Origin of the sequence: Segetibacter sp. 3557_3 (genome assembly GCF_004354985.1) — a bacterium.
GTDB lineage: Bacteria > Bacteroidota > Bacteroidia > Chitinophagales > Chitinophagaceae > Segetibacter.
The window spans coordinates 36118-60902 of record NZ_SMSK01000007.1 but is presented as its reverse complement, the minus strand read 5'-3'; the positions used below and the strand labels follow the sequence as shown (position 1 = coordinate 60902).

The 24785-nt window shown below is 44.3% G+C and carries 21 protein-coding genes; 19 read left to right on the top strand and 2 right to left on the bottom strand.

Annotated elements, in window-relative coordinates; genetic code table 11:
- Nucleotides 1-36: 36 nt before the first annotated feature.
- The 12 genes from EXU57_RS12465 (at nt 37) to EXU57_RS12410 (ending at nt 12972) form a co-directional block, all read left to right on the top strand.
- Complete coding sequence (locus EXU57_RS12465; protein ID WP_133268548.1) at nt 37-456, top strand: VOC family protein; 420 nt, start codon at nt 37-39, stop codon at nt 454-456.
- A 192-nt stretch (nt 457-648) separates the two neighbouring features.
- The gene (nuoF, locus tag EXU57_RS12460) at nt 649-1995 is read left to right on the top strand and encodes an NADH-quinone oxidoreductase subunit NuoF (RefSeq protein WP_133268547.1); all 1347 of its coding nucleotides are present in this window, start codon (nt 649-651) and stop codon (nt 1993-1995) included.
- Between the two features lie 17 nt (nt 1996-2012).
- The gene (locus EXU57_RS12455) at nt 2013-2396 is read left to right on the top strand and encodes a four helix bundle protein (RefSeq protein WP_133268546.1); all 384 of its coding nucleotides are present in this window, start codon (nt 2013-2015) and stop codon (nt 2394-2396) included.
- Nucleotides 2397-2432: 36 nt separating this feature from the next.
- Nucleotides 2433-3566: a 2Fe-2S iron-sulfur cluster-binding protein gene (locus tag EXU57_RS12450; protein ID WP_133268545.1), complete on the top strand. Its 1134-nt coding sequence runs from the start codon at nt 2433-2435 to the stop codon at nt 3564-3566.
- A 265-nt stretch (nt 3567-3831) separates the two neighbouring features.
- On the top strand, nt 3832-4890 hold the full coding sequence (nuoH, locus tag EXU57_RS12445) for an NADH-quinone oxidoreductase subunit NuoH (RefSeq protein WP_133268544.1): 1059 nt from the start codon (nt 3832-3834) through the stop codon (nt 4888-4890).
- 303 nt (nt 4891-5193) lie between these two features.
- Nucleotides 5194-5742, top strand: coding sequence for a NuoI/complex I 23 kDa subunit family protein (locus EXU57_RS12440; RefSeq protein ID WP_133268543.1), 549 nt, complete (start codon nt 5194-5196; stop codon nt 5740-5742).
- Between the two features lie 23 nt (nt 5743-5765).
- Nucleotides 5766-6284: an NADH-quinone oxidoreductase subunit J gene (locus tag EXU57_RS12435; protein WP_133268542.1), complete on the top strand. Its 519-nt coding sequence runs from the start codon at nt 5766-5768 to the stop codon at nt 6282-6284.
- A gap of 140 nt (nt 6285-6424) precedes the next feature.
- Entirely contained in the window at nt 6425-6760 is a 336-nt protein-coding gene (gene nuoK / locus EXU57_RS12430) for an NADH-quinone oxidoreductase subunit NuoK (RefSeq protein WP_133268541.1), read from the top strand.
- Nucleotides 6761-6863: 103 nt separating this feature from the next.
- A complete protein-coding gene (gene nuoL, locus EXU57_RS12425) occupies nt 6864-8783 on the top strand; it encodes an NADH-quinone oxidoreductase subunit L (RefSeq protein ID WP_133268540.1) in 1920 nt (639 codons plus the stop codon).
- Nucleotides 8784-8802: 19 nt separating this feature from the next.
- Nucleotides 8803-10242, top strand: a complete 1440-nt coding sequence (locus tag EXU57_RS12420) for a NuoM family protein (RefSeq protein ID WP_133268539.1) — start codon at nt 8803-8805, stop codon at nt 10240-10242.
- A gap of 21 nt (nt 10243-10263) precedes the next feature.
- Complete coding sequence (locus EXU57_RS12415; RefSeq protein ID WP_133268538.1) at nt 10264-11637, top strand: NADH-quinone oxidoreductase subunit N; 1374 nt, start codon at nt 10264-10266, stop codon at nt 11635-11637.
- 60 nt (nt 11638-11697) lie between these two features.
- Nucleotides 11698-12972, top strand: coding sequence for an ABC transporter permease (locus EXU57_RS12410; RefSeq protein ID WP_133268537.1), 1275 nt, complete (start codon nt 11698-11700; stop codon nt 12970-12972).
- 17 nt (nt 12973-12989) lie between these two features.
- Here the strand turns inward: EXU57_RS12410 and radC are convergent, their stop codons facing one another.
- Complete coding sequence (radC, locus tag EXU57_RS12405; protein WP_133268536.1) at nt 12990-13679, bottom strand: RadC family protein; 690 nt, start codon at nt 13677-13679, stop codon at nt 12990-12992.
- A 76-nt stretch (nt 13680-13755) separates the two neighbouring features.
- Between radC and EXU57_RS12400 the strand changes: the two genes are divergently transcribed.
- The 6 genes from EXU57_RS12400 (at nt 13756) to EXU57_RS12375 (ending at nt 20387) form a co-directional block, all read left to right on the top strand.
- Nucleotides 13756-14736, top strand: a complete 981-nt coding sequence (locus tag EXU57_RS12400; protein ID WP_133268535.1) for a ribose-phosphate pyrophosphokinase — start codon at nt 13756-13758, stop codon at nt 14734-14736.
- A 38-nt stretch (nt 14737-14774) separates the two neighbouring features.
- Nucleotides 14775-15389, top strand: coding sequence for a 50S ribosomal protein L25 (locus EXU57_RS12395; protein WP_133268534.1), 615 nt, complete (start codon nt 14775-14777; stop codon nt 15387-15389).
- A 398-nt stretch (nt 15390-15787) separates the two neighbouring features.
- Nucleotides 15788-16363 carry an aminoacyl-tRNA hydrolase gene (pth, locus tag EXU57_RS12390; protein WP_133268533.1) on the top strand — a complete coding sequence of 192 codons (576 nt, stop codon included), beginning with the start codon at nt 15788-15790 and terminating at the stop codon, nt 16361-16363.
- 118 nt (nt 16364-16481) lie between these two features.
- Complete coding sequence (locus EXU57_RS12385; protein ID WP_133268532.1) at nt 16482-17093, top strand: fumarylacetoacetate hydrolase family protein; 612 nt, start codon at nt 16482-16484, stop codon at nt 17091-17093.
- Between the two features lie 393 nt (nt 17094-17486).
- Nucleotides 17487-19553, top strand: coding sequence for a thiamine pyrophosphate-dependent enzyme (locus EXU57_RS12380; protein ID WP_133268717.1), 2067 nt, complete (start codon nt 17487-17489; stop codon nt 19551-19553).
- A gap of 480 nt (nt 19554-20033) precedes the next feature.
- Nucleotides 20034-20387, top strand: a complete 354-nt coding sequence (locus EXU57_RS12375) for a hypothetical protein (RefSeq protein WP_133268531.1) — start codon at nt 20034-20036, stop codon at nt 20385-20387.
- 90 nt (nt 20388-20477) lie between these two features.
- Here the strand turns inward: EXU57_RS12375 and EXU57_RS12370 are convergent, their stop codons facing one another.
- Nucleotides 20478-24128 carry a chemotaxis protein CheB gene (locus EXU57_RS12370; protein ID WP_133268530.1) on the bottom strand — a complete coding sequence of 1217 codons (3651 nt, stop codon included), beginning with the start codon at nt 24126-24128 and terminating at the stop codon, nt 20478-20480.
- Nucleotides 24129-24196: 68 nt separating this feature from the next.
- Here EXU57_RS12370 and EXU57_RS12365 point away from each other — a divergent pair, with 68 nt between their 5' ends.
- Complete coding sequence (locus EXU57_RS12365; RefSeq protein WP_133268529.1) at nt 24197-24604, top strand: response regulator; 408 nt, start codon at nt 24197-24199, stop codon at nt 24602-24604.
- Nucleotides 24605-24785 lie beyond the last annotated feature (181 nt).

The following is a 24785-nucleotide window of genomic DNA, read 5'->3' as shown; positions in this document are numbered from 1 at the left end:
TTCTTAGATCAAAACATTCGTTCAAAATACATTCATATGCAACTTACACCTTACATACACTTTGCAGGCAACGCGCGGGAAGCACTCGACTTTTATGCCGGGGCACTTGGCGGCGAGGTACTCGATGTTCAACAGTATGGCGACAGTCCTGTACCAGCAGATGAGGATTATAAAGACAAGATTATGCATGCAAGGTTGAGTTTTGATAACAACCTGATCATGATTTCCGATGTATTCAAAGGCCAACCAGTGTCGACCGAAGGAAATGTTCATCTTTCGCTGGATGTTGATGACCAGGATAAAATCGACGCGCTTTTTAGCAAATTAGCTGAAGGTGGAGCCATAATGATGCCGCTGGAAAACACATTTTGGGGAGCAAGGTTTGGAATGTTAAAGGACAAGTTTGGTGTTCACTGGATGTTGAATCACCAGTTGAAGCCCAATCCCACCCATTAATACAACACGGGTGTACTAATTACAGGAAAAGGTTAGCATCAAGCTGATCCAACCTCGGTTAAAGAAGGCCCATCGATAGCTCAAAAACGAAAATCACGCAGGAGCCGCTTTAAATTACGTGCATTTTAACGGGTTCGATAGCCGGGCATTGCGGCTTTCTGTTGAACTTCGCATATTGATTGAATATACAACATGGGTATAAAATTATTATTGGCAAACGATCATATTGAAGGTATCCGTTTTTACGACGCGTACCGGAAAAATGGTGGCTACTCAGCAGCCGAAAAAGCGCTGAAGTTGGCTGCGGGCGATATTGTGGAAGAGGTAAAAAAGAGTGGCTTGCGTGGACGGGGTGGAGCGGGCTTTCCAACAGGGTTGAAATGGAGTTTTCTTGCTAAGCCGGAAGGTGTTCCCCGTTACCTGGTGTGTAATGCTGATGAAAGTGAACCGGGAACTTTTAAGGATCGCTATCTTATGGAGTTCATTCCTCACTTGCTGATTGAAGGCATGATCATCGCCTCTTATGCACTGGGCAGTAATCGTGCTTACATATACATTCGTGGTGAATACGCCTGGATCGTTGATATACTTGAACAGGCAATTGCAGAAGCCAACCAAAATGGCTTCCTGGGTAAGAACATCCTGGGAACTGGCTTCGATTGCCAGATCTATGTTCAACGTGGTGCCGGCGCCTATATCTGCGGTGAGGAAACAGCATTGATCGAAAGTCTTGAAGGCAAGAGGGGTAATCCACGAATCAAACCGCCCTTTCCGGCGGTTAAGGGTTTATGGGACTCTCCAACCGTGGTGAATAACGTTGAAACACTGGCCGCGGTAGTGCCGATCATGAATATGGGTGGTACCGAATACGCCAGGATTGGTGTAGGAAAGTCTACCGGAACAAAGCTCATTAGTGCCTGCGGAAACATCAATAAGCCTGGTGTGTACGAAATCGACATGACCATAAGTGTCGAAGAGTTCATTTATAGCGATGAGTATTGTGGCGGCATTGCCAATGGTAAGCAGCTTAAAGCATGTATACCGGGTGGCTCGTCTGTACCCATTCTCCCGGCCAACTTACTGCTGAAAACAGCTAAAGGTGAACCCCGGATGATGAATTATGAAAGTTTATCTGATGGTGGTTTCGCAACCGGTTCGATGATGGGTTCGGGTGGTTTTGAAGTGCTGGACGAGGATCAGTGTATTGTTCGTCATACCCTGTCACTGGCGAGGTTCTATCATCATGAAAGCTGTGGACAGTGCTCACCGTGTCGTGAAGGCACCGGCTGGATGAAGCGCATCCTGCACAATATCGAATATGGAAAGGGCAAAATGAGTGACATCGATTTGTTGTGGGATATTCAACGGAACATCGAAGGCAATACCATTTGCCCGTTGGGTGATGCCGCCGCCTGGCCCGTAGCTGCCGCAATACGTCACTTCCGGGATGAATTCGAATGGCATGTCTTGAACCCCGAGGATTGCCTTAAAAGCAACTATGGTATAGGAAGGTATGCGGAGCCGCTGGAAACAGCGTAGAAAATGTAAAATGAAAAATGCAAAATGAAAAAATTGAGACGGTTCAGGAAGGTGAAAAGCCTTACAATATCCGCCATCGGTGTTTTCACTTTTCAAAAGAAATTATTCATTTTATAAGAAGTTGTAGATACGAACCATTATACCACTCCATGTTCGATCAATTGCTCAGGAGTTCAACTTCGATTGGAGCCAATATGGTTGAAGGGGGTGCCGAAAGTAGCCATAAGGACTTCGTTAACTTTATGCATATTAGTTTGAAGTCAGCAAACGAAACAAAATATTGGTTATGCCTGATAAAAGATACGTTAGATGTAAATGAAAAGAAGGTGATGGAGTTGATAAGTGAGGCAAACGAAATTTCAAAGATCATTGCAAGTATCCTGATCAGGGCAAAAAACTAATATTTTACATTTTACATTTTACATTTTTCATTATAAATGGAAGAAACTAAAAAGGACCCTCCCCAGTTTTTTAAAGTCACCATCGACAACATTACGGTTGAGGTGGCGCCGGGGACGTCGATATTAAATGCGGCACGTTCGATTGGCGGGGATGTTGCACCGCCGGCGATGTGTTACTACAGCAAGCTTGAAGGTAGCGGCGGTAAATGTCGTACCTGCCTGGTGGAAGTTGCAGCAGGTTCTACGGCTGATCCCAGGCCGATGCCTAAACTCGTGGCAAGCTGCCGCACGAATGTGATGGACGGGATGATTGTAAAAAATATCACCAGTGAAAAGGTGATTGATGCCAGGAAGCACATTGTTGAATTTCTATTGCTGAACCATCCGCTTGATTGCCCCATATGCGACCAGGCCGGTGAATGCAGCCTGCAGGATTTGAGTTATGGCCACGGGGATATCGGAACACGGTACGAATTTCAACGCCGGCTTTTTGAACGTGAAGACATCGGACCCTATATCCAGCTCCATATGACGCGTTGCATTTTGTGCTACCGTTGTACTTATGTTGCCGACCAGCTGACCGATAAACGTGTACATGGTATACTGGATCGCGGAGAACACGCCGAAATCTCAACCTATATCTCAAAAGCAATTGATAACGACTTTAGCGGCAACATGATTGACGTTTGCCCCGTTGGTGCATTAACAGACCGTACGTTCCGGTTTAAAAACAGGGTGTGGTTCCTAAAACCACTCGATGCCCACCGCGATTGTGATAAATGTTGTGGAAAGGTAACCCTTTGGAACCGTGGGGAAGAAGTGTACAGGGTCACTTCCCGGAAAGACAAATGGGGTGAAGTGGAAAGCTATGATGGCAAGCCCGGTTGGATCTGTAACACGTGCCGTTTCGAGAAAAAGAAAACCAGCGACTGGATTATTGAAGGACCACGCAAGATTAGCAGGCAATCCGTGATTTCTGCGGGCCATTATGTAGGAGTAAAAAAACCCAATGAAATCTTTTCGGCAGTTCATGACGGTAGAAAACCCAGGTTGCTGATGGACATACATAAGGTGAGCGAGATTAATGAACCACATATTGAACTGAGCAGGATTGAGGGTCCGGCAACGGGTGCGGTATTCAACAACGGATCGAACCAACAGGCTGAGTAGGCAACAGGTGCGGTTATGCGTTAAGCATTATGTGCCGGGCATTGTTAATGGCAGGTTGGATGTTCATTGGAATTGAAGCGGATTAACTGTACATATGTCTTTTTTTGTTGACGATCTCCGGAAAGTATTTCAGCTCCGGTTGTGTCACTCACTTGTACGCTATAACCTTATTCAGCTATAAGCAGATTGCCGAAGATCATCGGTCGTAGAATTTTTAAATGCAGCTTTACCGAAAGTTGCCAGCCAAAAGAAACGAAAATAAAACATGATTTTACTTGCTATTGACTGGGGATTACTGATAGAAAAACTGGTGCTGATTGGAGGCATTATCAGCGTTTCGTTGATAATTGCTATGTACAGCACTTATGCAGAAAGAAAGGTTGCGGCCATACTCCAGGACAGGGTTGGACCAGATCGCGCCGGGCCCTTTGGTATTCTTCAGCCTTTAGCGGATGGCGGAAAGCTGTTTTTTAAAGAAGAAATCATTCCCAATTCGTCGAGTAAGTTATTGTTTATCCTAGGTCCATGCCTCGCCATGTTGACGGCCATGATGACCAGTGCAGTTATTCCCTGGGGAGACCAGATACACTTTACCCTGTTTGGTGCCGACCGGTATATCGACTTACAGATTGCTGATGTAAACATTGGCATACTGTACGTATTTGGGGTGGTGAGTATGGGAATTTATGGTATTATGATCGGCGGATGGGCAAGCAACAATAAGTTTTCGCTAATGGCGGCTATGCGTGGAGCATCCCAGATCATCAGCTACGAGCTTGCAATGGGTATTTCATTAATCGCGCTGTTGATGTGGACGGGTTCGCTTAGCATGAAAACCATTGTGGAACAGCAAGTCAATGGCGGATGGTGGAACGTAGTTTACCAGCCGGTTGGTTTTTTGATTTTCCTGATTTGTTCTTTCGCCGAGTGTAACAGAACTCCTTTTGACTTACCGGAAGCTGAAAACGAACTGAACTTTGGCTATCACCAGGAGTATTCTTCTATGAAGCTGGGTTTCTACCTGTTTGCGGAATACATTAATATGTTCATCAGCAGCGTTATAATGGCTACCTTGTTCTTCGGTGGCTACGATATGCCCTTTGTGAACGAGGCGAACTTATCGTTGAACATGGCTGCACTGTTGGGCGCTGTAGCCTTAATGGTTAAAGTAGTCATCTTTATATTCATTTTTATGTGGGTTCGGTGGACGATCCCGCGCTTCCGGTACGACCAGCTGATGCACCTTGGCTGGAAAGTTTTAATACCACTTGCGCTCATCAATATGTTTGTAACCGGTGCAGTTATCCTTTGGCGCCAGGGATAACTGAACATTAATCTAATAAAAGAATAAGCAGGAAGAATAGGAGCGGCAACTTAGCACTTGCGTTATGTCTATACATGGTTTGGGCGAATAGCGCATCACCAGTACAAGAGTGCGACGCAACGGCTGCCGGGAAAAGAGCTACTGCCGGGTTCAAAAAAAAGGAACCTGGTTGGTACGGGCACTTGCTCCTGTTTCGTGTCTTTGCTTTTTCAATTATTAAAATTGGTGGGTTAACTCTAGAAAAATATTTTTGCAACCTTTAGCGCCTGGCAAATACCATTTTTTGCCGGCATATATTATAACATGCAATCATTAACCAACAGATCAGAACCGGTAGTTCGCAAGCCTATGACGTGGCTTGAGAAATTGTATTTACCGGGTATCCTTAAAGGAATGATGATCACGTTCAGTCACATCTTTAAAAAGACACCTACTATTAGGTATCCCGAGCAGAAGCGTGCCTTTTCACAAGTATTCCGGGGATTGCACGTGTTGAACCGTGACGAAGAAGGTAGGGAACGTTGTACTGCTTGCGGCCTTTGTGCTGTTGCTTGTCCGGCAGAAGCCATTACGATGGAAGCAGCTGAACGGCAGAAGGGAGAGGAGAACCTATACCGCGAAGAGAAGTATGCAGCCAAATACGAGGTAAATATGCTGAGGTGTATATTCTGCGGATTGTGTGAAGAGGCATGTCCAAAAGATGCGGTATACCTGAGTGAAACGTTTGCACCGCCAAACTATGGACGTAAGGGTTTTATTTATGGTAAAGAGGACTTATTGATACCCAACCCGATTACCGAGCCCGAGGCATACGCCAAAGCGAAAGGAGCCGACGCTCCGACGACGAAATAAATACTGCCAACCAACTGCTTTCAATGAGTACAACTGTGATTTTGTTTTGGTTCTTATCGGCACTTGCCCTGCTGGGCGCAATGATGGTGCTTATAAGTAAAAACCCGGTTTTTAGTGTGTTATGGCTTATTGTCGTTTTCTTTGCCATCTCCGGTCATTATCTTCTGCTAAATGCACAGTTCCTGGCAATCGTAAACCTGATTGTTTATGCCGGGGCGATTATGGTACTGTTCCTGTTCGTAATAATGCTCATGAACCTGAACAGCAATACTGAACCTCAAAAAAATACATGGCTTAAGGTTGCCGGCGCAATCGCCGGAGGCAGCTTTATGCTTATCATGATAGATGTGCTGATTGACGCAAAAGACATGCAGACCAAAACTGCCCTGATTAAAGAAGGTAATATTGGCTTGATAAAAAATCTTGGGCGCGTACTGTATAATGATTACCTGATTCCTTTTGAAATTACGAGTGTATTGTTTTTAAGTGCGATGGTTGGTGCAGTGGTTATTGGTAAAAAAGGCGAAGCGCCAAACCAGTAGGGACGTTTAATCATGTGTGAGCGTGCTGATGCGTGAACAGTTGGCGCAAGAACCGGAGCCCTTAATGGTTTACTATATTTCATCATCGTTCCAAACTCATTGTTTGAAACAAAAAACTGCCGTAAAAACGGACCAGCGAAATGCCGATAGAATATTATATAATGCTTTCAGTGGTGTTGTTTTGCATTGGGGTTGTTGGTGTATTAACCCGGCGTAACGCGATCATCATTTTTATGTGTATAGAATTGATGTTAAATGCGGTGAACCTGATGTTGGTTGCATTTTCAAAGATGCACCACGGTGCAGAGTACCTGACTAATCCGACCTCTACAGCGGGCACAGACGCCCAATTATTTGTGTTTTTTATTATGGTGGTTGCTGCTGCCGAGGTAAGTGTAGGACTGGCAATTATCGTTATGTTGTACCGGAATACGCATTCGGTTGATGTAAATTTCTTAAACAGGCTGAAGAACTAGTCGTTTCCGCTTGCGGCAACCGGCTTCGATATAATCTTTAATCGTCTTTCGGATCTTTTTAAGACTGAAGACCAAAACGTAACCGCTGCGGCGGATAAGTGGCATGAGTCAACTCGCTTATTTAATTCCGTTGTTTCCCCTGATCGGTTTCCTGATAAACGGATTGGGTCGCAATAAACTTTCGAAATCGCTGATCAGCATTATCGGTTGCGGTACGATACTCGCGTCATTCATAGTAAGCTTACTTATTTTTTTTGAAGTAAAACAGCCCGGTTTCCGTGCTGTAACGGTACACTTGTTCGACTTCATTAGGGTTCCTGCATTTAATATCCCCTTCGATTTTCAAATCGACCAGCTTTCTTCGTTGTTCCTCCTGATCATAACCGGTGTTGGTTTTTTAATTCATGTGTATTCTTCGGCTTACATGAAAGAAGAAGCTCCGCAACATTATGGAAGGTATTTCGCTTACCTGAACCTATTTGTGTTTTCGATGCTTTTATTGGTACTTGGCGCCAACTATGTCATCATGTTCATCGGCTGGGAAGGTGTTGGATTGTGTTCGTACCTGCTGATCGGTTATTGGTTTAAAAATAATGAATACAATTATGCTGCGCGTAAGGCCTTTGTGATGAACCGGATTGGTGACCTTGGCTTTTTATTAGCGGTATTCTGGATTTTACAAAAGCTCGGCACCAGCACTTATAGTGAAGTTTTTGCAAATGCTGCGAACTTTAGTACGGCTGAAGTTACCGGCATTACCATGTTGTTATTTGTTGGAGCAATGGGTAAAAGTGCACAGATACCTCTTTACACCTGGCTGCCGGATGCGATGGCAGGTCCAACCCCGGTGTCGGCATTGATCCATGCCGCAACAATGGTAACTGCAGGTATATATATGATTGTTCGCAGCAATGTGTTATACAGCATGGCTCCCGGAACACTGGGCTTTATTACAATCATCGGTTTAGTTACTGCCTTACTTGCTGCTACTATTGCAATAAAGCAAAACGATATCAAAAAAGTTTTAGCATATTCAACCGTAAGCCAACTCGGATATATGTTCCTGGGGCTTGGGGTAGGGGCATATACAGGAGCGGTGTTTCATGTAATGACCCATGCGTTCTTCAAAGCCCTGTTGTTTCTTGGTGCGGGTAGTGTTATACACGCGGTACATAACCAACAGGACATACGGTATATGGGTGGATTAAAAAAGCATATGCCCATTACACACATAACCTTTTTGCTGGCTTGCCTTGCCATATCGGGCATACCACCATTTAGCGGGTTCTTTTCGAAAGATGAAATACTTGCGGCAGCCTATGCGCACAATCCGGTGTTGTGGATCGTGGGGGTAATTACAGCAGCCCTGACAGCGTTTTATATGTTCCGGCTGTATGCAATGACGTTCCTGGGAACCTTCAGGGGAACGCACGATCAGGAGCATCATTTGCATGAAAGTCCGTCGGCAATGACCATACCGTTGATTGTACTTGCTGTGCTGAGTGTTATCGGTGGCTTTGTGGGCATACCAGAGGTATTTGCTCCCAATGCGCATGCACTTGCGAATTTTTTATCGCCGGTGATCGTTGCGCCCGCGGAATCGCATCACTTATCGCATGCTACTGAATATATGTTGATGGGGGTTTCTGTGGGACTTGCCGCCATCGCTATATTTTATGCATGGACCCGGTTTAGTAAACGTCCGGAGATTGCCGATGCAACAGGAGCTGGAAAGATGCTTGCCAACAAGTGGTATATCGACGAATTATATGACGCGGCAATTGCGCGTCCACTGGTGGCTTTTGGTGGATTTCTAAACCGTTTTGTTGAAAAGAGCGGCATCGACGCTGTAGTAAACGGGGTTGGTAAAGGAGTGCAATACACATCTAACAAAATACGACTCTTGCAAAGTGGGCAGGTAGGTAATTATATACTGATGATGGTATTGAGTATGGTGCTGATGATCTTACTAATCTTTTATGGTCATAACCTTACACCTATCCTGAATAAAGTATTTAAATAGTCGCCGGTAAAAAGAAGATATGATTCCTGTTTTATTGATATTAGTTCCGTTGATCAGTGGCCTTGTCACCTTATTTCTCAGGCAGGAAAAAGTGTCAAAAACGTGGGCTTTATTTAGTTCCGTCATAACACTGGCGATCGCCATTTTCGGAGCGGCTTCTGCCAACACCAGCGGTAACTTGTTGGCGTTTGATGCCAGCTGGGTACCAACGCTGGGTGCGCGTTTTACCTTTGGACTTGATGGTATGGGCAAGGTGCTAACCCTATTGACTGCAATTGCCTTCCCCGTTATTTTTGCCTCCACTTTCAAAAACCGGTATTCCGGTTCAAATGCATTTTACGGGTTGATGTTGTTTTCCCAGGCGGGTTTAATGGGTGTTTTCCTGGCAATGGATCTGTTGCTCTTTTACTTTTTCTGGGAGCTGGCATTGATACCTGTTTACTTTCTTTGTTCAAGGTGGGGTGGTGAGCGCAGGATTGCGGTTACCTGGAAGTTCTTTATCTACACTTTTGCGGGTTCACTCCTGATGTTAGCCGGCATTTTATACCTCTACTATCAAACTCCGGATCATTCTTTTGCTATGCGCTCGCTATATAATATTGAGCTTACGCAACGGGGTGAGTTGTTTGTGTTCTGGACACTCTTTATCGCTTTCGCCATTAAGATGCCGGTTTTTCCTTTTCATACCTGGCAACCGGATACTTATGAACAATCTCCAACTGCCGTTACAATGGTGTTAAGCGGAGTAATGGTAAAGATGGGTGTGTTTGCGGTGCTACGGTGGCTTATCCCAATTGTTCCAAATGCGGCCGTTCGTATGTCGGATGTTGTAATAATCTTTTCAATCATCGGAATGCTGTATGCGTCTTTAATCGCTATCAGGCAGGATGACATCAAACGGTTAATTGCTTATTCTTCTATCGCTCACATTGGTTTAATGAGCGCAGCAATGTTTGCCGATGAAGGTGTTGCAACCCAGGGCGTGGTTATACAGATGTTCAGCCATGGCATTAATGTAATAGGATTGTGGATCGTTGCCGACCTGATTGAACAACAGCTTGGCACCCGTAAGTTTAGTGAACTGGGGGGGCTTGCACAAAAAGCACCAACCCTGGCGATCTTATTTGTAGTAATGGCTTTAGCAAATGTAGCATTGCCCTTAACGAATGCTTTTGTAGGTGAATTCCTGATGTTTAATGGCTTATTTCGTTACAACCACTGGATGGCGGGAATTGCAGGTATCAGCATTATTCTGGTTGCGGTTTATACACTCTGGATGGTTCAGAAAGTATTTTATGGTGAGGCCCGAACAGGTGTTGAGATGATTGCAGATGTTTCACCAGGTGCAAAATATATGCTGATCACACTTGTGCTGGTTGTTATCGTATTTGGGGTATATCCACAACCATTGATAAACCTGACGAATGATGCAACAAAAATTTTAGCTCAACTTAAATAGCAGCCTGAACGCGGAATACTTATGAATACGATAATAGTCTCGGCAATATTAGGAGTGGTGATGATGTTCAGCGGCATTTTGGTTAAGCACCATGCTGCACTTAAAAATATCGCGATTGCCGGCTTGTTGGTGTTACTGGGTTTAAATGTAGGTGAGAACTACGGCTTTGCCTTGTTCGATATCAACACGACGAACATGTTGCATTTTGAGCGGTTTGGTTTGCTTTTTAACAGCATCTGCATTTTTTCGACCCTGTTGTTTGTCATGCTATCCGGGAAGGATGTTGAAAAAGTCGGAAATTATACGGCTGAATACTTTGCGCTTATATTCTTTATTCTTTGTGGAATTGGAATTGTTACATCCTATGTGAATTTGATGATGCTGTTTATCGGTATCGAGATTATTTCTATTCCGTCGTATATTCTTACGGGTAGTGATAAGAAAAACCTGAAGAGTAATGAGGCCTCGCTGAAGTACTTCCTGATGGGCGCATTTTCTACCGGCATCATGCTGATGGGTATTGCCCTTTTATACGGAACCAGCGGAACCTTCCTTGTGGAACGTGCTGCTGCCCAAACACCATCGATTTCCTACCTTGAAGCAATGGGTTTGCTCCTGTTGTTTATTTCCTTGTCTTTTAAAGTTTCCCTGGCACCATTTCACTTTTGGACACCAGATGTTTATGACGGTGCACCCACGGTTTTTACTTCTTTTATGGCCACCATCGTAAAGGTTGCCGGCTTTGCCGCTTTCATCAGGTTATTTGAGAGCCGTTATGGCAGCATGGGGTCGCAAACGGAAAGGTTGATCGCCATTGTAATTGTGCTTACCCTTGCCTTTGGTAACCTGACGGCCGTCTTTCAGCAAAGTGTAAAACGTATGTTGGCTTACTCGAGCATTGCGCAGGCGGGATTTATGCTTTTCGCATTATTCTCACTAAACGATGCTGCCAAAGAGGGGCTTATACTTTATGCGGCAGCCTACTGTCTGGCAACTATCGGCATCTTTGCCGTGTTGGTAAAAATGGAAGACGGAACTTTCGAGGGGTTTAATGGTTTTGGTAAAAGCCAGCCTTTACTGGCCGGAGTACTCACGATTTTCCTATTGTCGCTTGCAGGTATTCCACTTACTGCAGGTTTCTTTGCTAAATATTATATGCTAGCCTCAGTAGTAAAAACGGGTAACAACCTCGGACTTGTTATTATCGCCGTTCTTTTTGCTGCTGTAAGCGCTTACTACTACTTCAAGGTCATCCAGGCTATGTTTTTCAAGGACGGGGATGTAAGCTTTCCGGCCGTGACATCGCGATTCAAGTATCTTATGGTCGCCGTTGCTGCCGTGATTGTAATTCTTGGAATCTTCCCGAACCTGCTTCTCCAATTCATGTATTTTTAGTATTCCCAAAAAAGGGTTAACTGCTTATCTTTAAGGTACATTTCTCCTTAATCGCAGTATATGAAGTTGTCTGATACGCTTTCTTTATCGTACCGAACAGTTCGCAGTAACAAGTTGCGTACAGGCATTACCGTAGCAATCATTGCTTTTGGTATCATGGCGTTGATCGGGATCATCACGGCTATACAGGCAATGAACCAGAGCATCAAAGAAAGCTTCTCTTCTCTGGGTGCAAATGCATTCAGTATCCGCTACAGGGACCGGAACATACGTATCGGTGGTAACCGGAGCAATGTTAACCAATCAAAAAAAGGCGAAAAGAAACAGAAGGCTTCAAACGTAGGTAAAGTGATTTCCTATGAGCAGGCTAAGCTGTTCAAGGACAATTACCGTTTTCCTGCTATTGTTGGGCTTCAACTCGGGGGGCCCGGTTCAATCCAGGTGAAGTATGAAAGTATTGAAACCAATCCTGATGTTCGAATAACCGGTGGTGACGAAAACTTTTTATTGATCAACGGCTTTACACTTCAAACCGGCCGAAATTTCAGCAGTTTGGATGTGCAAAGCGGGAGGAACGTTTGCTTGCTGGGCCAGGATGTTGCAAAAAGGTTGTTCCCGGGAAAACCGGAAACGTCGGTTGATAAAGTGATCCGGGTGGGAAATCTTCCCTACCGGGTGATAGGTCTTTTAAAGGCTAAGGGAACCAGTGCCATGATGCAACAGGATAAAGTGATTGTTACCAGCCACACGAATGTTCGACGGCTCGACAATGCTGCCAAGTCGTTTACGATCAACATCATGGTCGACGATATTCAACAACTTGATCCCGCCATAGGCGAAGCTACCGGAACGTTCCGGGGCATTAGATTGTTGACGGCCACGGATAACGAAAATTTCTTTATTGATCGAAGCGATAGTATTGCCGAGGTGATGATCAACTTATTGGGCGGTATCTCGGGCTCTGCCGGGGTAATTGGCTTAATAACCCTGATCGGCGCCGCAATTGGCCTTATGAACATTATGCTCGTAGCAGTAACGGAAAGAACAAAAGAAGTTGGGCTTATAAAGGCGCTCGGCGGAACCCGGAGCAGCGTAAGAAATCAATTCCTGTTCGAGTCGATTATCATTAGTTTGCTTGGCGCCGTATTCGGGATTGTGCTTGGTGTTTTGGTTGGCAATCTTTTCTCCTCCCTCTTGGGAACAGGTTTTGTTGTCCCCTGGGCGTGGGTGGTAACGGGTATAATCATATGTACGGTTGTAGGTTTGGCCGCTGGACTATGGCCAGCGATAAAGGCGTCAAAGCTCGATCCTATTGTGGCTTTACGATATGAGTAGCACCCCGACAATTACCTTTACAGAATGCCATCATCAGCAAAACTGAAATAACCCTCATCACTAACAATCAGGTGATCCATCACCCTGATATCGAAATAGCGGGCTGCCTCCTTTATCTTTTGGGTGAGCTCCTCATCCTGGCGACTCGGTTTTAAACTTCCGCTTGGGTGATTATGACAAAGAACAATATTCACGGCATCGTGTTCCAGCGCTTTTCTTAAAATTATTCGCGGATCTGCTACGGTTCCGGTAATACCGCCTTCACTAATTACTTCGAAGTGCCGGATCTTATTTGCCCGGTTCAGGAATACCACTGCAAAGATCTCGTGCTTCTTGTATTCAAACTGTGCCCGGAGGTATTCCGCAAGGTCGCGACTGGATAGGATCACCTCCTTTTTGGTTTCCGCCATCTTGCGTCGAATGCCAAGCTCGAGGGCTGCGGCTATACTTACCGCCTTAGCCGGTCCCAATCCCTTCAATTTCAGGTTAACCATGTCTTTCACCGACAGTCTTCCAAGTTTGTTCAGGTCGTTTTGCACAGCGCCGAGCAGTTCTTTTGCCAGGTCAACTGCACTTTTATCTACTGATCCGTTTAAGATCAATATGGCCAGCAGCTCCGAGTTACTGAGCGCGCCGGAACCTTTCTGCATTAGTTTTTCCCGGGGTCTGTCATCAGCCGCCCAGTTTTTTATGGTTTGCTTTTCCATGCTAAATATTCGTAAAACCAATATAAAAATTTCTGGTGCTTATTTCTATCTTCGCCGCTCATTTCCAAGCTTATTTATGAACCCGTCGATTAAAATTTTCTCCGGAACAGACTCCCAGCCGCTATCTACCAAAATAGCTCAGCGTTTCGGTGCCCCTCTCGGGAAGATCGACATTCAAAAGTTTAGCGATGGCGAGTTTCAGCCGGTTTTTATGGAGAGTATTAGGGGTGACTATGTTTTTTTAATACAAAGTACCTGTGCTCCCAGTGACAATCTAATGGAACTGCTGTTGATGATTGACGCTGCAAGGAGAGCCAGTGCATATAAGATTGTAGTGGTAATGCCTTATTATGGTTATGCACGGCAGGATAGAAAGGATAAACCCAGGGTGGCAATCGGATCCAAGTTGATTGCGAATTTGTTGGTTGCAGCAGGAGCGGACCGGATTATCACCATGGATTTGCATGCGCCTCAGATACAGGGTTATTTCGATATCCCGGTGGACCACCTTGACAGTTCTGCCATTTTCATCCCCTACATAGAGCAACTTAAACTGCAAAACCTTACCTTTGCCGCCCCCGACGTGGGAAGTACCAACAGGGTGCGTGAAATTGCGAGCTATTTCAGTTCTGAAATGGTCATTTGCGATAAACACAGGAAGCGGGCTAACGAGATTGCAAGCATGGTTGTTATTGGTGATGTTGCCAATAAAGAAATCATCTTGATCGACGACATCTGCGACACTGGCGGAACACTTGCGAAAGCAGCCAACTTGCTGATGGAGAAAGGAGCACTAAGTGTTCGCGCATTGTGTACACACCCGGTGTTAAGTGGTAAGGCGTACGAAAACATCAACAACAGCGTTTTACAGGAACTCGTTGTTTGCGATACCATTCCGCTTAAGCACGAGTCACCAAAAATTAAGGTACTCTCAGTAGCGGATCTTTTTGCAATAGCCATTCGCAATGCATATGAGAACAGAAGTATAACCAATCTGTTTATACATTCTCAGCTAAAAGCAAAGCGTGCAGAACAGGATCCGGGAAGAAGGGGTTAAAAGTTTCAAAACGGTTTTTTAATTAACAATAAGCAATCATGAAATCAATTACAATCGAAGGACAACTGAGGACCGAAATGGGCAAAAAAGCCACCCGCCAACTTCGCTCTCAGGAACTTGTGCCTGGTGTAATTTACGGGGGTGCTAAAGAAATCACTTTTGTTGCATCAGCAAAAGCGCTAAGGCCAATCGTTTATACACCTGAATTTATGCAGGCAGAAATACAGGTAGATGGTAGCACTTACCAGTGCATCCTTAAAGATCTGCAGTTCGACCGCGTTAGCGATGAGCTGCTGCACATCGACTTCTTAGAACTGGTGGAAGATAAAAAAGTTGTCGCAACCCTGCCCCTTCACCTTACAGGAACTTCCGTAGGTGTTAAAGCAGGTGGTAAGCTGGTAACTAAAATGAAGTCTTTAAAAGTGAAAGCATTTCCAAAAGATTTGAAGGAGTCCATCACTGTAGATGTTACCAATCTTGAACTGAATGGCAACATTCGCGTACAGGATGTAGTAGCAGGTAATATGGAGATTTTGAATAGTCCCCGTATTCCAATCGCATCTGTAGTAATGACCCGCCAGTTAAAGCAGGAGGAAGCAACTGCTCCAAAAGCTGGTGCTGCCGCTCCGAAAGCTGCCGCTCCTAAAAAGTAACTAATATAGTACCACTTATAACCCGGGTAATTCCCGGGTTTTTTTTTGCGTTCCTTAAAGCAAACGACCTTGCTCATACTGAATCATAACCGTTTGTACCGGCCATATTGATTAGGAGCCTTGCATAACGCTGCTCCTGTACAAGGACCGTAACCTGTTGATTCACATTTGCTTTGACCTTCTTGAGCCCTTGTTGATGCTCACCTGTACGCCCGGCTGGTTAACGTTTCGCTACTTGAACTGCAGACCTCACCAACGGTCAGATTTCTTGTTTATTTCGCTTGAGCAAGCCGGAAAGCTGATCAATGTTTTGCTACGGCACGGCTATTGTATGTACCGGACGACTTACAATTAAGCATTAAATTTTTACTTGATAAGCTGAATCCTATTTTTGCCGAATGACTAGATATTTGATTGTTGGTCTGGGAAACATAGGAGCCGAATATGTTCACACCCGGCACAACATCGGGTTTGATGTGGTAGATCGGTTCTGCGAGGTACATGGCGGAATCTTTACAATGGGGCGCCTTGCGGAAGTAGCTGAAGTGAAATGGAAAGGAAGATTGTTCGTTTGCATAAAACCTACAACTTACATGAACCTCAGCGGGAAGGCGTTTAAGTACTGGATGGATAAAGAAAAAGTAGCAATTGAAAACAGCCTGACCATTGTTGATGACCTTGCGCTTCCGCTTTCCAAAATCAGGTTGCGCCCTAGTGGCAGCGATGCCGGTCACAATGGTCTGAAAGATATACAGGCAACCCTTGCAACCGACAAGTACCCTAAACTGAGGTTTGGCATAGGGAATAACTACCCGAAGGGAATGCAGGTAGACTTTGTATTGGCCAGGTGGACCAAAGAGGAACAGCCGATAGTAAATCAAAAGATCGACAAATGCGTCGAGGTAATTGAGAACTTCTCAACCGAAGGCATTGAGAAGGCAATGAATGCAATAAACAGCGTTGAATTTGTATAGTTTTCCGGAATTAAAACGTTCAACACGAAGAAATAAATTTTAGCTAAGTAGTCAACCTTTACTGTTGATACTACATCTATCCTGATACTTAGATAGTCTTACGAAAACTGATCAACAAATGAAAATCTTCTGCATTGGTAGAAATTACGCTGACCATGCCAAAGAGCTAAAAAATGAAATACCGGATGAACCCGTTGTATTCATGAAGCCAAAAAGCGCTTTGCTTCAATCGCATAGTCCTTTTTACTATCCCGAGTTCAGCAATGAATTACACTATGAAGCTGAACTGGTTTTGCGGATCTCTAAAAATGGCAAATACATACCCGAACGTCAGGCCTCTAAATATTACAACGCAATAACCGTAGGTATCGATTTTACAGCAAGGGACGTTCAGGCGGAATTAAAAGCCAAGGGCCTGCCGTGGGAAAAGGCCAAAGCGTGGGATAATTCCGCAGTAATCGGAACCTGGAAGGAAGTGACACCGGATATCCAAAAAAAGCCAATTAATTTCTCGCTGACGAAAAATGGTGAATTGGTACAACAAGGAATTTCTTCCGACATGATGTTTTCGTTTGACGAAATCATCACCCACATTTCAAACTATTTTTCGTTAAACATCGGCGATCTCGTTTACACCGGTACACCTGCGGGTGTTGGTGAGTGCGTTGTCGGAGATATACTTCAGGGCTTTTTTGAAGCTGAAAAAATGTTTGAACTCGAAATTAAATAGTCTTTCTACAATGAACTTGTAGTTGCCAAAACGCTGTTCCACACCAGGAACAGCGTTTTTGTTATCAGTGCATCAGCATCTTTAAAATCCTGAGAAAACAAATAGGTGTATTCGCTCCTGGCCGGGAGTTTTGTTTTGCACGGGCTTTTCGAACGTCGGTTTGGCTGCCAGGCTTTGACCACTGGTTCTGACAGGTGTTATTATCATGTACCGGATATTGTTCTTCACCGCTTCGCTGAATACCGCAACAAGCCGGTGAATCTTTGTTCAACACGTTAAATTTTAGCCCTTGTCAAATGTTTAATTCACATTTGTAAGGCTGGTGTCCGCATACACAAAAGTGTACCTGTACAACACGTCCATAGTGTTTATTAAATTTTACGATTGCTTTCCATGTTGACCAACGATATTCTTCTTAGAGCTTATGGCCTGATGATTACGGCTAAAACAATGGCGGAAACTTACGAGGCAAACAGGTCCATTTGTAAGTATGTGCATTCCACATCGAGGGGGCATGAAGCAATTCAAATTGCTACCGGAATGCAATTGCTGCCTTGTGACTATTTCAGTCCATATTACCGCGACGACTCAATGATGCTGGCCGCCGGCTTTAAGCCAGAAGAATTAATGCTACAGTTGTTGGCAAAAGCGGCCGACCCATTTAGCGGAGGCCGGTCGTATTACTGCCACCCCAGTAGCAAAGCAACTGATAAACCCGGCATAATTCATCAAAGTAGCGCAACCGGGATGCAGGCAATTCCCACGACCGGCATTGCCCAGGGTTTAAAATTTCTCGCCGCAACCAATTCGCCGCTGCTTAGAAAAGGGGACAACAATGAACAGCCATTTGCATTGTGTTCTCTTGGCGACAATAGTGTAACCGAAGGTGAGGTTAGCGAGGCGCTGCAGGTGGCCGTACTATGGCAACTACCTATCATCTACCTGGTGCAGGACAACCAGTGGGGGATAAGCGTATCCGCACCAGAAGCCAGGGCAATGAACGCGTATGAATACGCAGCCGGCTTCAAGGGGCTTAAACCTTTTACATGTGATGGAAGCAATTTCATCGAAAGCTATACCTGTATGTACGAGGCAATCCGATATGTAAGGGATGCACGTAAACCGGTTTTGGTTCATGCCCGGGTTCCGCTGCTTGGTCATCATACCAGTGGGGTACGAAAAGAATTCTACAGAACAACTGACGACCTGGAACAACACGCAATCAACGATCCGATACCCAGGTTAAGAAAGGTATTATTACAACATGGCGTATCCGAAACCAATTTAGTCTCCTTAGAACAAAATATTGGATCTGAGGTGCAGCATGCATTTGAGAACGCATGTGCAGCAGAAGAACCACTTCCCTCCACCGTAACAGAACATGTTTTCGCACCGGCAACGGTGATACACGAAGAAGGAGAAAGGGCACCTGAAAACGGACGTAAAGTACTTATGGTTGATGCCGCCCTTTTTGCGATCGAAGAGATCATGCAGGACCACCCCGAGTGTATACTATATGGACAGGACGTTGGCAAAAGATTAGGTGGGGTTTTCAGGGAAGCCGCAACACTGTCAGAAAAATTTGGTGAGCACCGCGTATTCAATACCGCAATCCAGGAAGCCTATATAATCGGCTCTACTATCGGGTTATCAGCAGTAGGGGTTCGGCCGATTGTAGAGGTTCAGTTTGCCGATTACATCTACCCGGGCTTCAACCAACTCGCATCAGAGATTTCCAAATCGTGCTACTTGTCAGGAGGCAAGTTTCCGGTAAGCATGGTACTTCGGGTACCAATTGGCGCCTATGGTGGAGGTGGCCCATATCATAGCGGCAGCATAGAAAGCACTTTGCTAACAATAAAAGGCATCAAGGTGTGTTATCCCTCCAACAGTGCTGATATGAAAGGGCTGATGAAAGCAGCATTTTATGACCCTAACCCGGTGATCATGCTTGAACATAAGGGCCTTTATTGGAGCAAGGTGCCAGGCACTGAAGATGCAAAAACAATAGAGCCGGCAAGAAGTTACCGGTTGCCACTGGGAAAGGCAAACATTGTATTGTGCTCAGATGCGGCAGCATTAGAACAAGGAGAAACAATTTGCATTGTTACTTATGGAATAGGTGTTTACTGGTCCAAAGCAGCGGCATTGGAATTTCCTGGCAGGGTAGAGATCATCGACCTTCGCACTCTTTTTCCCCTTGATGAAGAACTGGTATATGCAAGGGTTAAGGCCCATGGTAAATGCCTCGTTATTACAGAAGAGCAGGTGTTAAATTCCTTTGCAGAGTCGCTCGCCTACCGCATTATGAGGAGCTGCTTCCAGTTCCTCGACAAAGAAGTTGAAGTGCTTGGGGCATTGGATCTGCCAGCCGTACCCATTAATCTTGCCCTTGAGGCCCAAATGCTGCCTACTGTAAACAAAGTAAAAAGCAAAATTAAGCTATTGTTACAGGCATAATACGACGGGTATGGTTTGCACAGGGAAACATTGACTAAACTTAATGCTGTTAATCCACATTTTTTGAGTTCCTTTAAATTTACCGGATAGCTCTTCTGAACCGGTTTATATACTTTATCGTGCGCTTGTTGCTGGTGTCGGGAGGATGGTCAGGCTTGATTGACCCTACATGTTCCGCCAGATGGTGTGTTCGCGTCCGATCGGGAACCGGAGCTGGCGACTTATATCCTGGCTAATAGAGTTCCTTCAATGCCTACACATAACAAGTTTTCCTGTTTTGAACTTTGCTGATCTTCAAGGGAGTTTAACTGCTATTTGTTTTATTTGCCGTCTATTCGTATCTTCCGATTATTCGTTAATACAATCTGATGAGGTAATTTCTTCTTATTACACATCTTTGTATGTGATTGATCCTGTTGGTTTTCCAGTATGTTATACTGGCATAATATTTCTCTTATTAAAGTTCAAAACCATTCTACTATGTTCTATCCTGCTGCAACTATTGAAGAGCTTATGCCAGATGTACTGATCCAGGATGCGTATAATGGCTTAGGAACACCTTCAGACAGGCCAAAATACCAGACAAGAGCAAACGCAAAATTGGGTAGGATTGCAGCAGAGAAAGACCAGGCTAAAGAAATCAAAGATCATCAAAATGCTGCCCCTCAGCAGGTTCAGGGTGGAACAAGGGGAGTCGTGCCAGAGTCAACCCGCCTGCATCCAACTGTAGATTATACCACCAGGTACGGATCACTTATGCTAAATGGCTTAGAAAATTCTCCAGAGCCTGGTTCAAAAAACCAACGCACAAACAATGGTTCCTGGAAGCCATAAGTAAATAGTGATATCTAATTAATATTTTCTGATCAACTTTGAGGATTATTATCCTCGGTTCTGACTCATAAACTCCTAATTTCTGAGGAGTTAATCTTCTACGAATTGGCTTTTAAGCGGAAAAGTTATAATAAATTTTGAACCCTTTTCAGGTGTACTCTCCACAGTGATGAAACCATGGTGATTTTCAACTATTTTCTTGCATATCGCCAGCCCAATCCCAGTACCCTCATAATCGTTACTGCTGTGTAATCGTTGAAAGATTCCAAAGATCTTCTCTTTAAACCGGTCCTCGAATCCAATTCCGTTATCTTCAACTGCAAAGCGGATGTAGTCCTGTGCAATGATCTTAAGCGCCTTTTCTTCCTCCGGCGAAATACCATTGGAGTGTATGCTAATCTGCGGGTTTGGACTCCTGTTGAACTTTAACGCATTGCTGATTAGGTTTTGGAACAATTGGTTCATTTGTCCTGGTATCGCCTCGATGTTCGGAAGTCTATCGATATGAAATTGTACATTCTTCTCTTTTATGATGATCTCGAGGTCGTCGATAATGCGGTCAATCACATTATTCAGATCAGTGATCGTAAAATGTGTTTGTTTATTCGACAACTTCGAGAACGTGAGTACATCATCGATTAGTACCTGCATCCGCTGCGATGACTTGATAATCTTCTCCAGGTAATTTTTTTCCCCCGGCTTTAACTGCAGATGCATTTTGGCATTTAGCAGGTTGCCATAGGTCTGGATCTTCCGTAGTGGTTCCTTAAGGTCGTGCGAGGCAACCGATGCAAATTGCATAAGGTCATAATTAGACCTTTCCAATTCGTAATTGGAAGATTGCAGCTGATCGGAAGTGCTCTTAAGGTGCTCGTAGGAATTCTTCTTCTCCGTTATATCAGAAAAGGTAATCACCAGGCCGTCGGCTCTTTTTACCGCCACAATCTCATACCAATTGCGGGTGTTCTTCTCAGGATACTCCATATGAAGACCAACTCCTGTTTGCACCACTTTCACGTATTCTTCAAAAACATTGGTGTCAAAAAACGGAAATTGCTTCAGAAGCTTTTTGCCGTTCATGCGCTCTTTAACCCCAATCAATTTGTCAGCGGCTTTGTTTGAGGCCAGCCATTCAAAGTCAATAATTTCATTTTTTTCGTTCCTCACAGCCTTAAATGCGAGAATCCCATTCAACGAGCTATTGAAGATCCCCTCGATAATACTGTTGAGTTGTTTGATTTGCGAAATGTTGACAAAGGTTACTACCGCACCGCCAACAGATTGGTCCAGCTTTATATACTGGTTTATTCGCATTTGGTAAATCTGCCCATTGGTAAGTGTAACTTCCTTTTCAATCAGCTTACCCGTTTTAATCACCTGCTTGATATTGTTCGTGAAGTCAAGTCGTTCAAAATTGTTCGAAATGTCTACAATGGATCGGCCGATGTCGGTTTCAATAAGGTTGATTTGTTTTTGAGCTGACGGGGTAAATTTTCTAATGATCAACTTGTTGTCGATGAGCACCTGCCCAATTTCAGTGTTCCTGAAATAGTTATTCATGTCATCGTTCAATTCAACCAATTCCTTAATCTTCAGCTGGTGTTCGGCATTAACGGTATGGAGTTCTTCATTTAACGATTGGAGCTCTTCATTTGTGCTCTGCAGCTCCTCATTCGCCGAGATCATTTCCTCGTTGCTCGACTGTAATTCTTCATTTGAAGACTCCAACTCTTCAACTACAACCTGTAAATTCAGCTTTGTTTCTTTGAGTTCTTGTTCAAGTTCAGATAGCTTGTTTGGAGAAATTGAACTGGGATCATCAGGTAGGCGAGCCGCGGGAACGTTGTCCTCGGGCTCTTCATTTAATACCACGAAAAGGAAAGGCTGCAAATAAGCTTTCTGCTGGAGATAGGGTTTAACAACGATGTTAACATACCGCAACTTATTGTTCAACGTTCGTATCTTAACCCGCTTCATGCTGGTTCGCTCATTGGTTTTGATTGCTTTTCGCACGCACGTGCTTAACGCGATCGACAGTTCAGGCGTAACCAGTTTTAGTAGATTAAAATTGAAATTGTTCTCGGGAAAATCGAGGAACTGCTTAAAGTTGCCAACTGCTTGCTTAACCTCAAGTTCACGGTCGATGTAGATGCCGGCATAATTAAACTCCTCAACAAGGGTCTCTTTAAATATCTCCGGTAAGTTGTGCAATGCATTCTTTGCCTTGCTTACGGTTGCTGATTGTGGGTAAATGAATTTGTCTAATGGAGTGATAAATTCTTCCTGAGAATAGGTGCCGGACTTTTCGAGGTTACGGTAAATCTTCCATTTCTTATTTAGTTCTATCGTATAATCCTTTAGGTTCCCAACATTTTCGCTGGGTCCAAGTACGAGTGTTCCCTCCGTATTCAGCGCAAAATGAAAAGTTCTGAGCACTTTTTTCTGTAGCTCAGCGCTCATATAAATGAGCATGTTCCTGCAGGTGATCAGGTCCAGCTTGCTAAACGGCGGATCTTTCAGAATATCATGGTGAGCGAACACCACCATTTTTCTAAGGATAGGAAGTACCCGGTATTTGTTGTCCTCCTTTTTAAAGTATTTTTCCAGGTAGTTCCTCGGTACATCGTTTTCGATGTGTGTGCCATAAACACCTCTCGACGCAATCTCGAGCGCAGCCTGGTCAATGTCTGTCGCAAAGATTTTCACAACAATGTGTTGTTGCTGGCTTCGCTCCAGCATCTCCTGGTACAACATTGCAAGCGAATATGCTTCTTCACCTGTGCTGCAGGCAGCAACCCACACTTTCAGCGTGCCGTTGCTGGCACGTTTCCAGGCATGATCAATGGCATGTTTTTCAATTTCCCGAAAGGCTTCCATGTCCCTGAAAAACTTTGTTACCCCAATCAGGAACTCCTTGCTTAATTGTTTTATCTCTGAGCTATCTTCTTTTAGTAGCCTGAAGTAATCGTTTATTTGGCTGAGGTTTTTCAAAGCCATCCTTTTCACCAGGCGGCGATAAATGGTCGGCCGTTTGTAATTGCGAAAGTCGTGTGATGTAATTGTTAGCACCAATTCCAGTATACTGTTCACCACAGCTTCATCCTTTTGATTGGCCTGGTTGAACGACTTCACCAGGGGGCTCTCTTTCAGGAACTCACTAAGCTCCTCCGGAATCATATCAGGAGAAAGGATTAGATCAGCTACACCGGTGGCAATTGCGCTGTTTGGCATTCCGTCGAACTTGGCAGTCAGCGGATCTTGTACGATCACGATACCTCCACTGTTTTTAATCGCCTCTATTCCTTTTGTGCCATCAGAACCGGTCCCCGACAGAATGATAGCAACGGCCTTCTTACCGTGATTTTCAGCAACCGAGTAAAAGAACGTGTCGATTGCAGTATTCGGTGAGTTAGACCCTGTTTTCGTGGTTAACACCAATTTGGCATTGCGAACCGTCATCAACTTCTTGCTGGGTAAAACGTATATACAATTGGGCTGCAACCGCATACCATCTACCGCTTCAAAAACCTGCATCTGCGTATGCTTTGCAAGCAGTTCAGGCATCAGGCTCTTATAATCAGGCGACAGGTGTTGAATAATTACAAAGGAGAAATTGGTATCCGGGGGCATGTTTTCAAAAAGTTCGTGAATGGCCTCCAGCCCCCCGGCAGATGCACCTATTGCCACCAGGTATTTGTCTGCTTCTATTGGTTCATCGGCTTTGTTTTTTGTATTTGGCATCGGTTCTCCTTCTGTTACGATAAAATTATTTATAATTGTTTTCCCATAGGTTAATACAAGGGCGTTTTATGGAAGAAACAACAATCAGGATTTTGTTAATTGAAGATGATATTGATGATGTGGATCTTCTAAATGATGCACTTCAGGATAATGAAGTTGTTTATAATATGCAGGTAATTATGGACGGCGACAAGGTATATGATTATTTACATTCAGGAGCTTCATTTCCCGAAATCATCATCATGGACTTAAATCTACCAAAAACCGATGGCAAGCAGATCCTTAAAGAAATCAAAGCGTCCACTTTCAAAGATGTTCCCTTACTGGTATTAACAACCTCTAGCGCCAAAGAAGATATAGATTATTGTTACAGCCTGGGAGCAAATAAGTTTCTTACCAAACCCGCCACAATTGAAGATTGGAACTACACCATCAATAGCATACTTAAGGTGGCAGGCAAAACAATAGCCGGTTAGGTAAGCGCTGCAAATTCAATCCTTTTACAAAACAAAACACGAAAACGCTTCAATAGTTTAATCCCGATTTCCACGTTTTGCCCTATAGTTGCCGGTGCCGTCTCTTCGACATTGTTCTATCGGCAAACCAATTCTGCTCATATATTTTTAGGCCTTCTTGCTGCTTTTTACGCCTCAATGT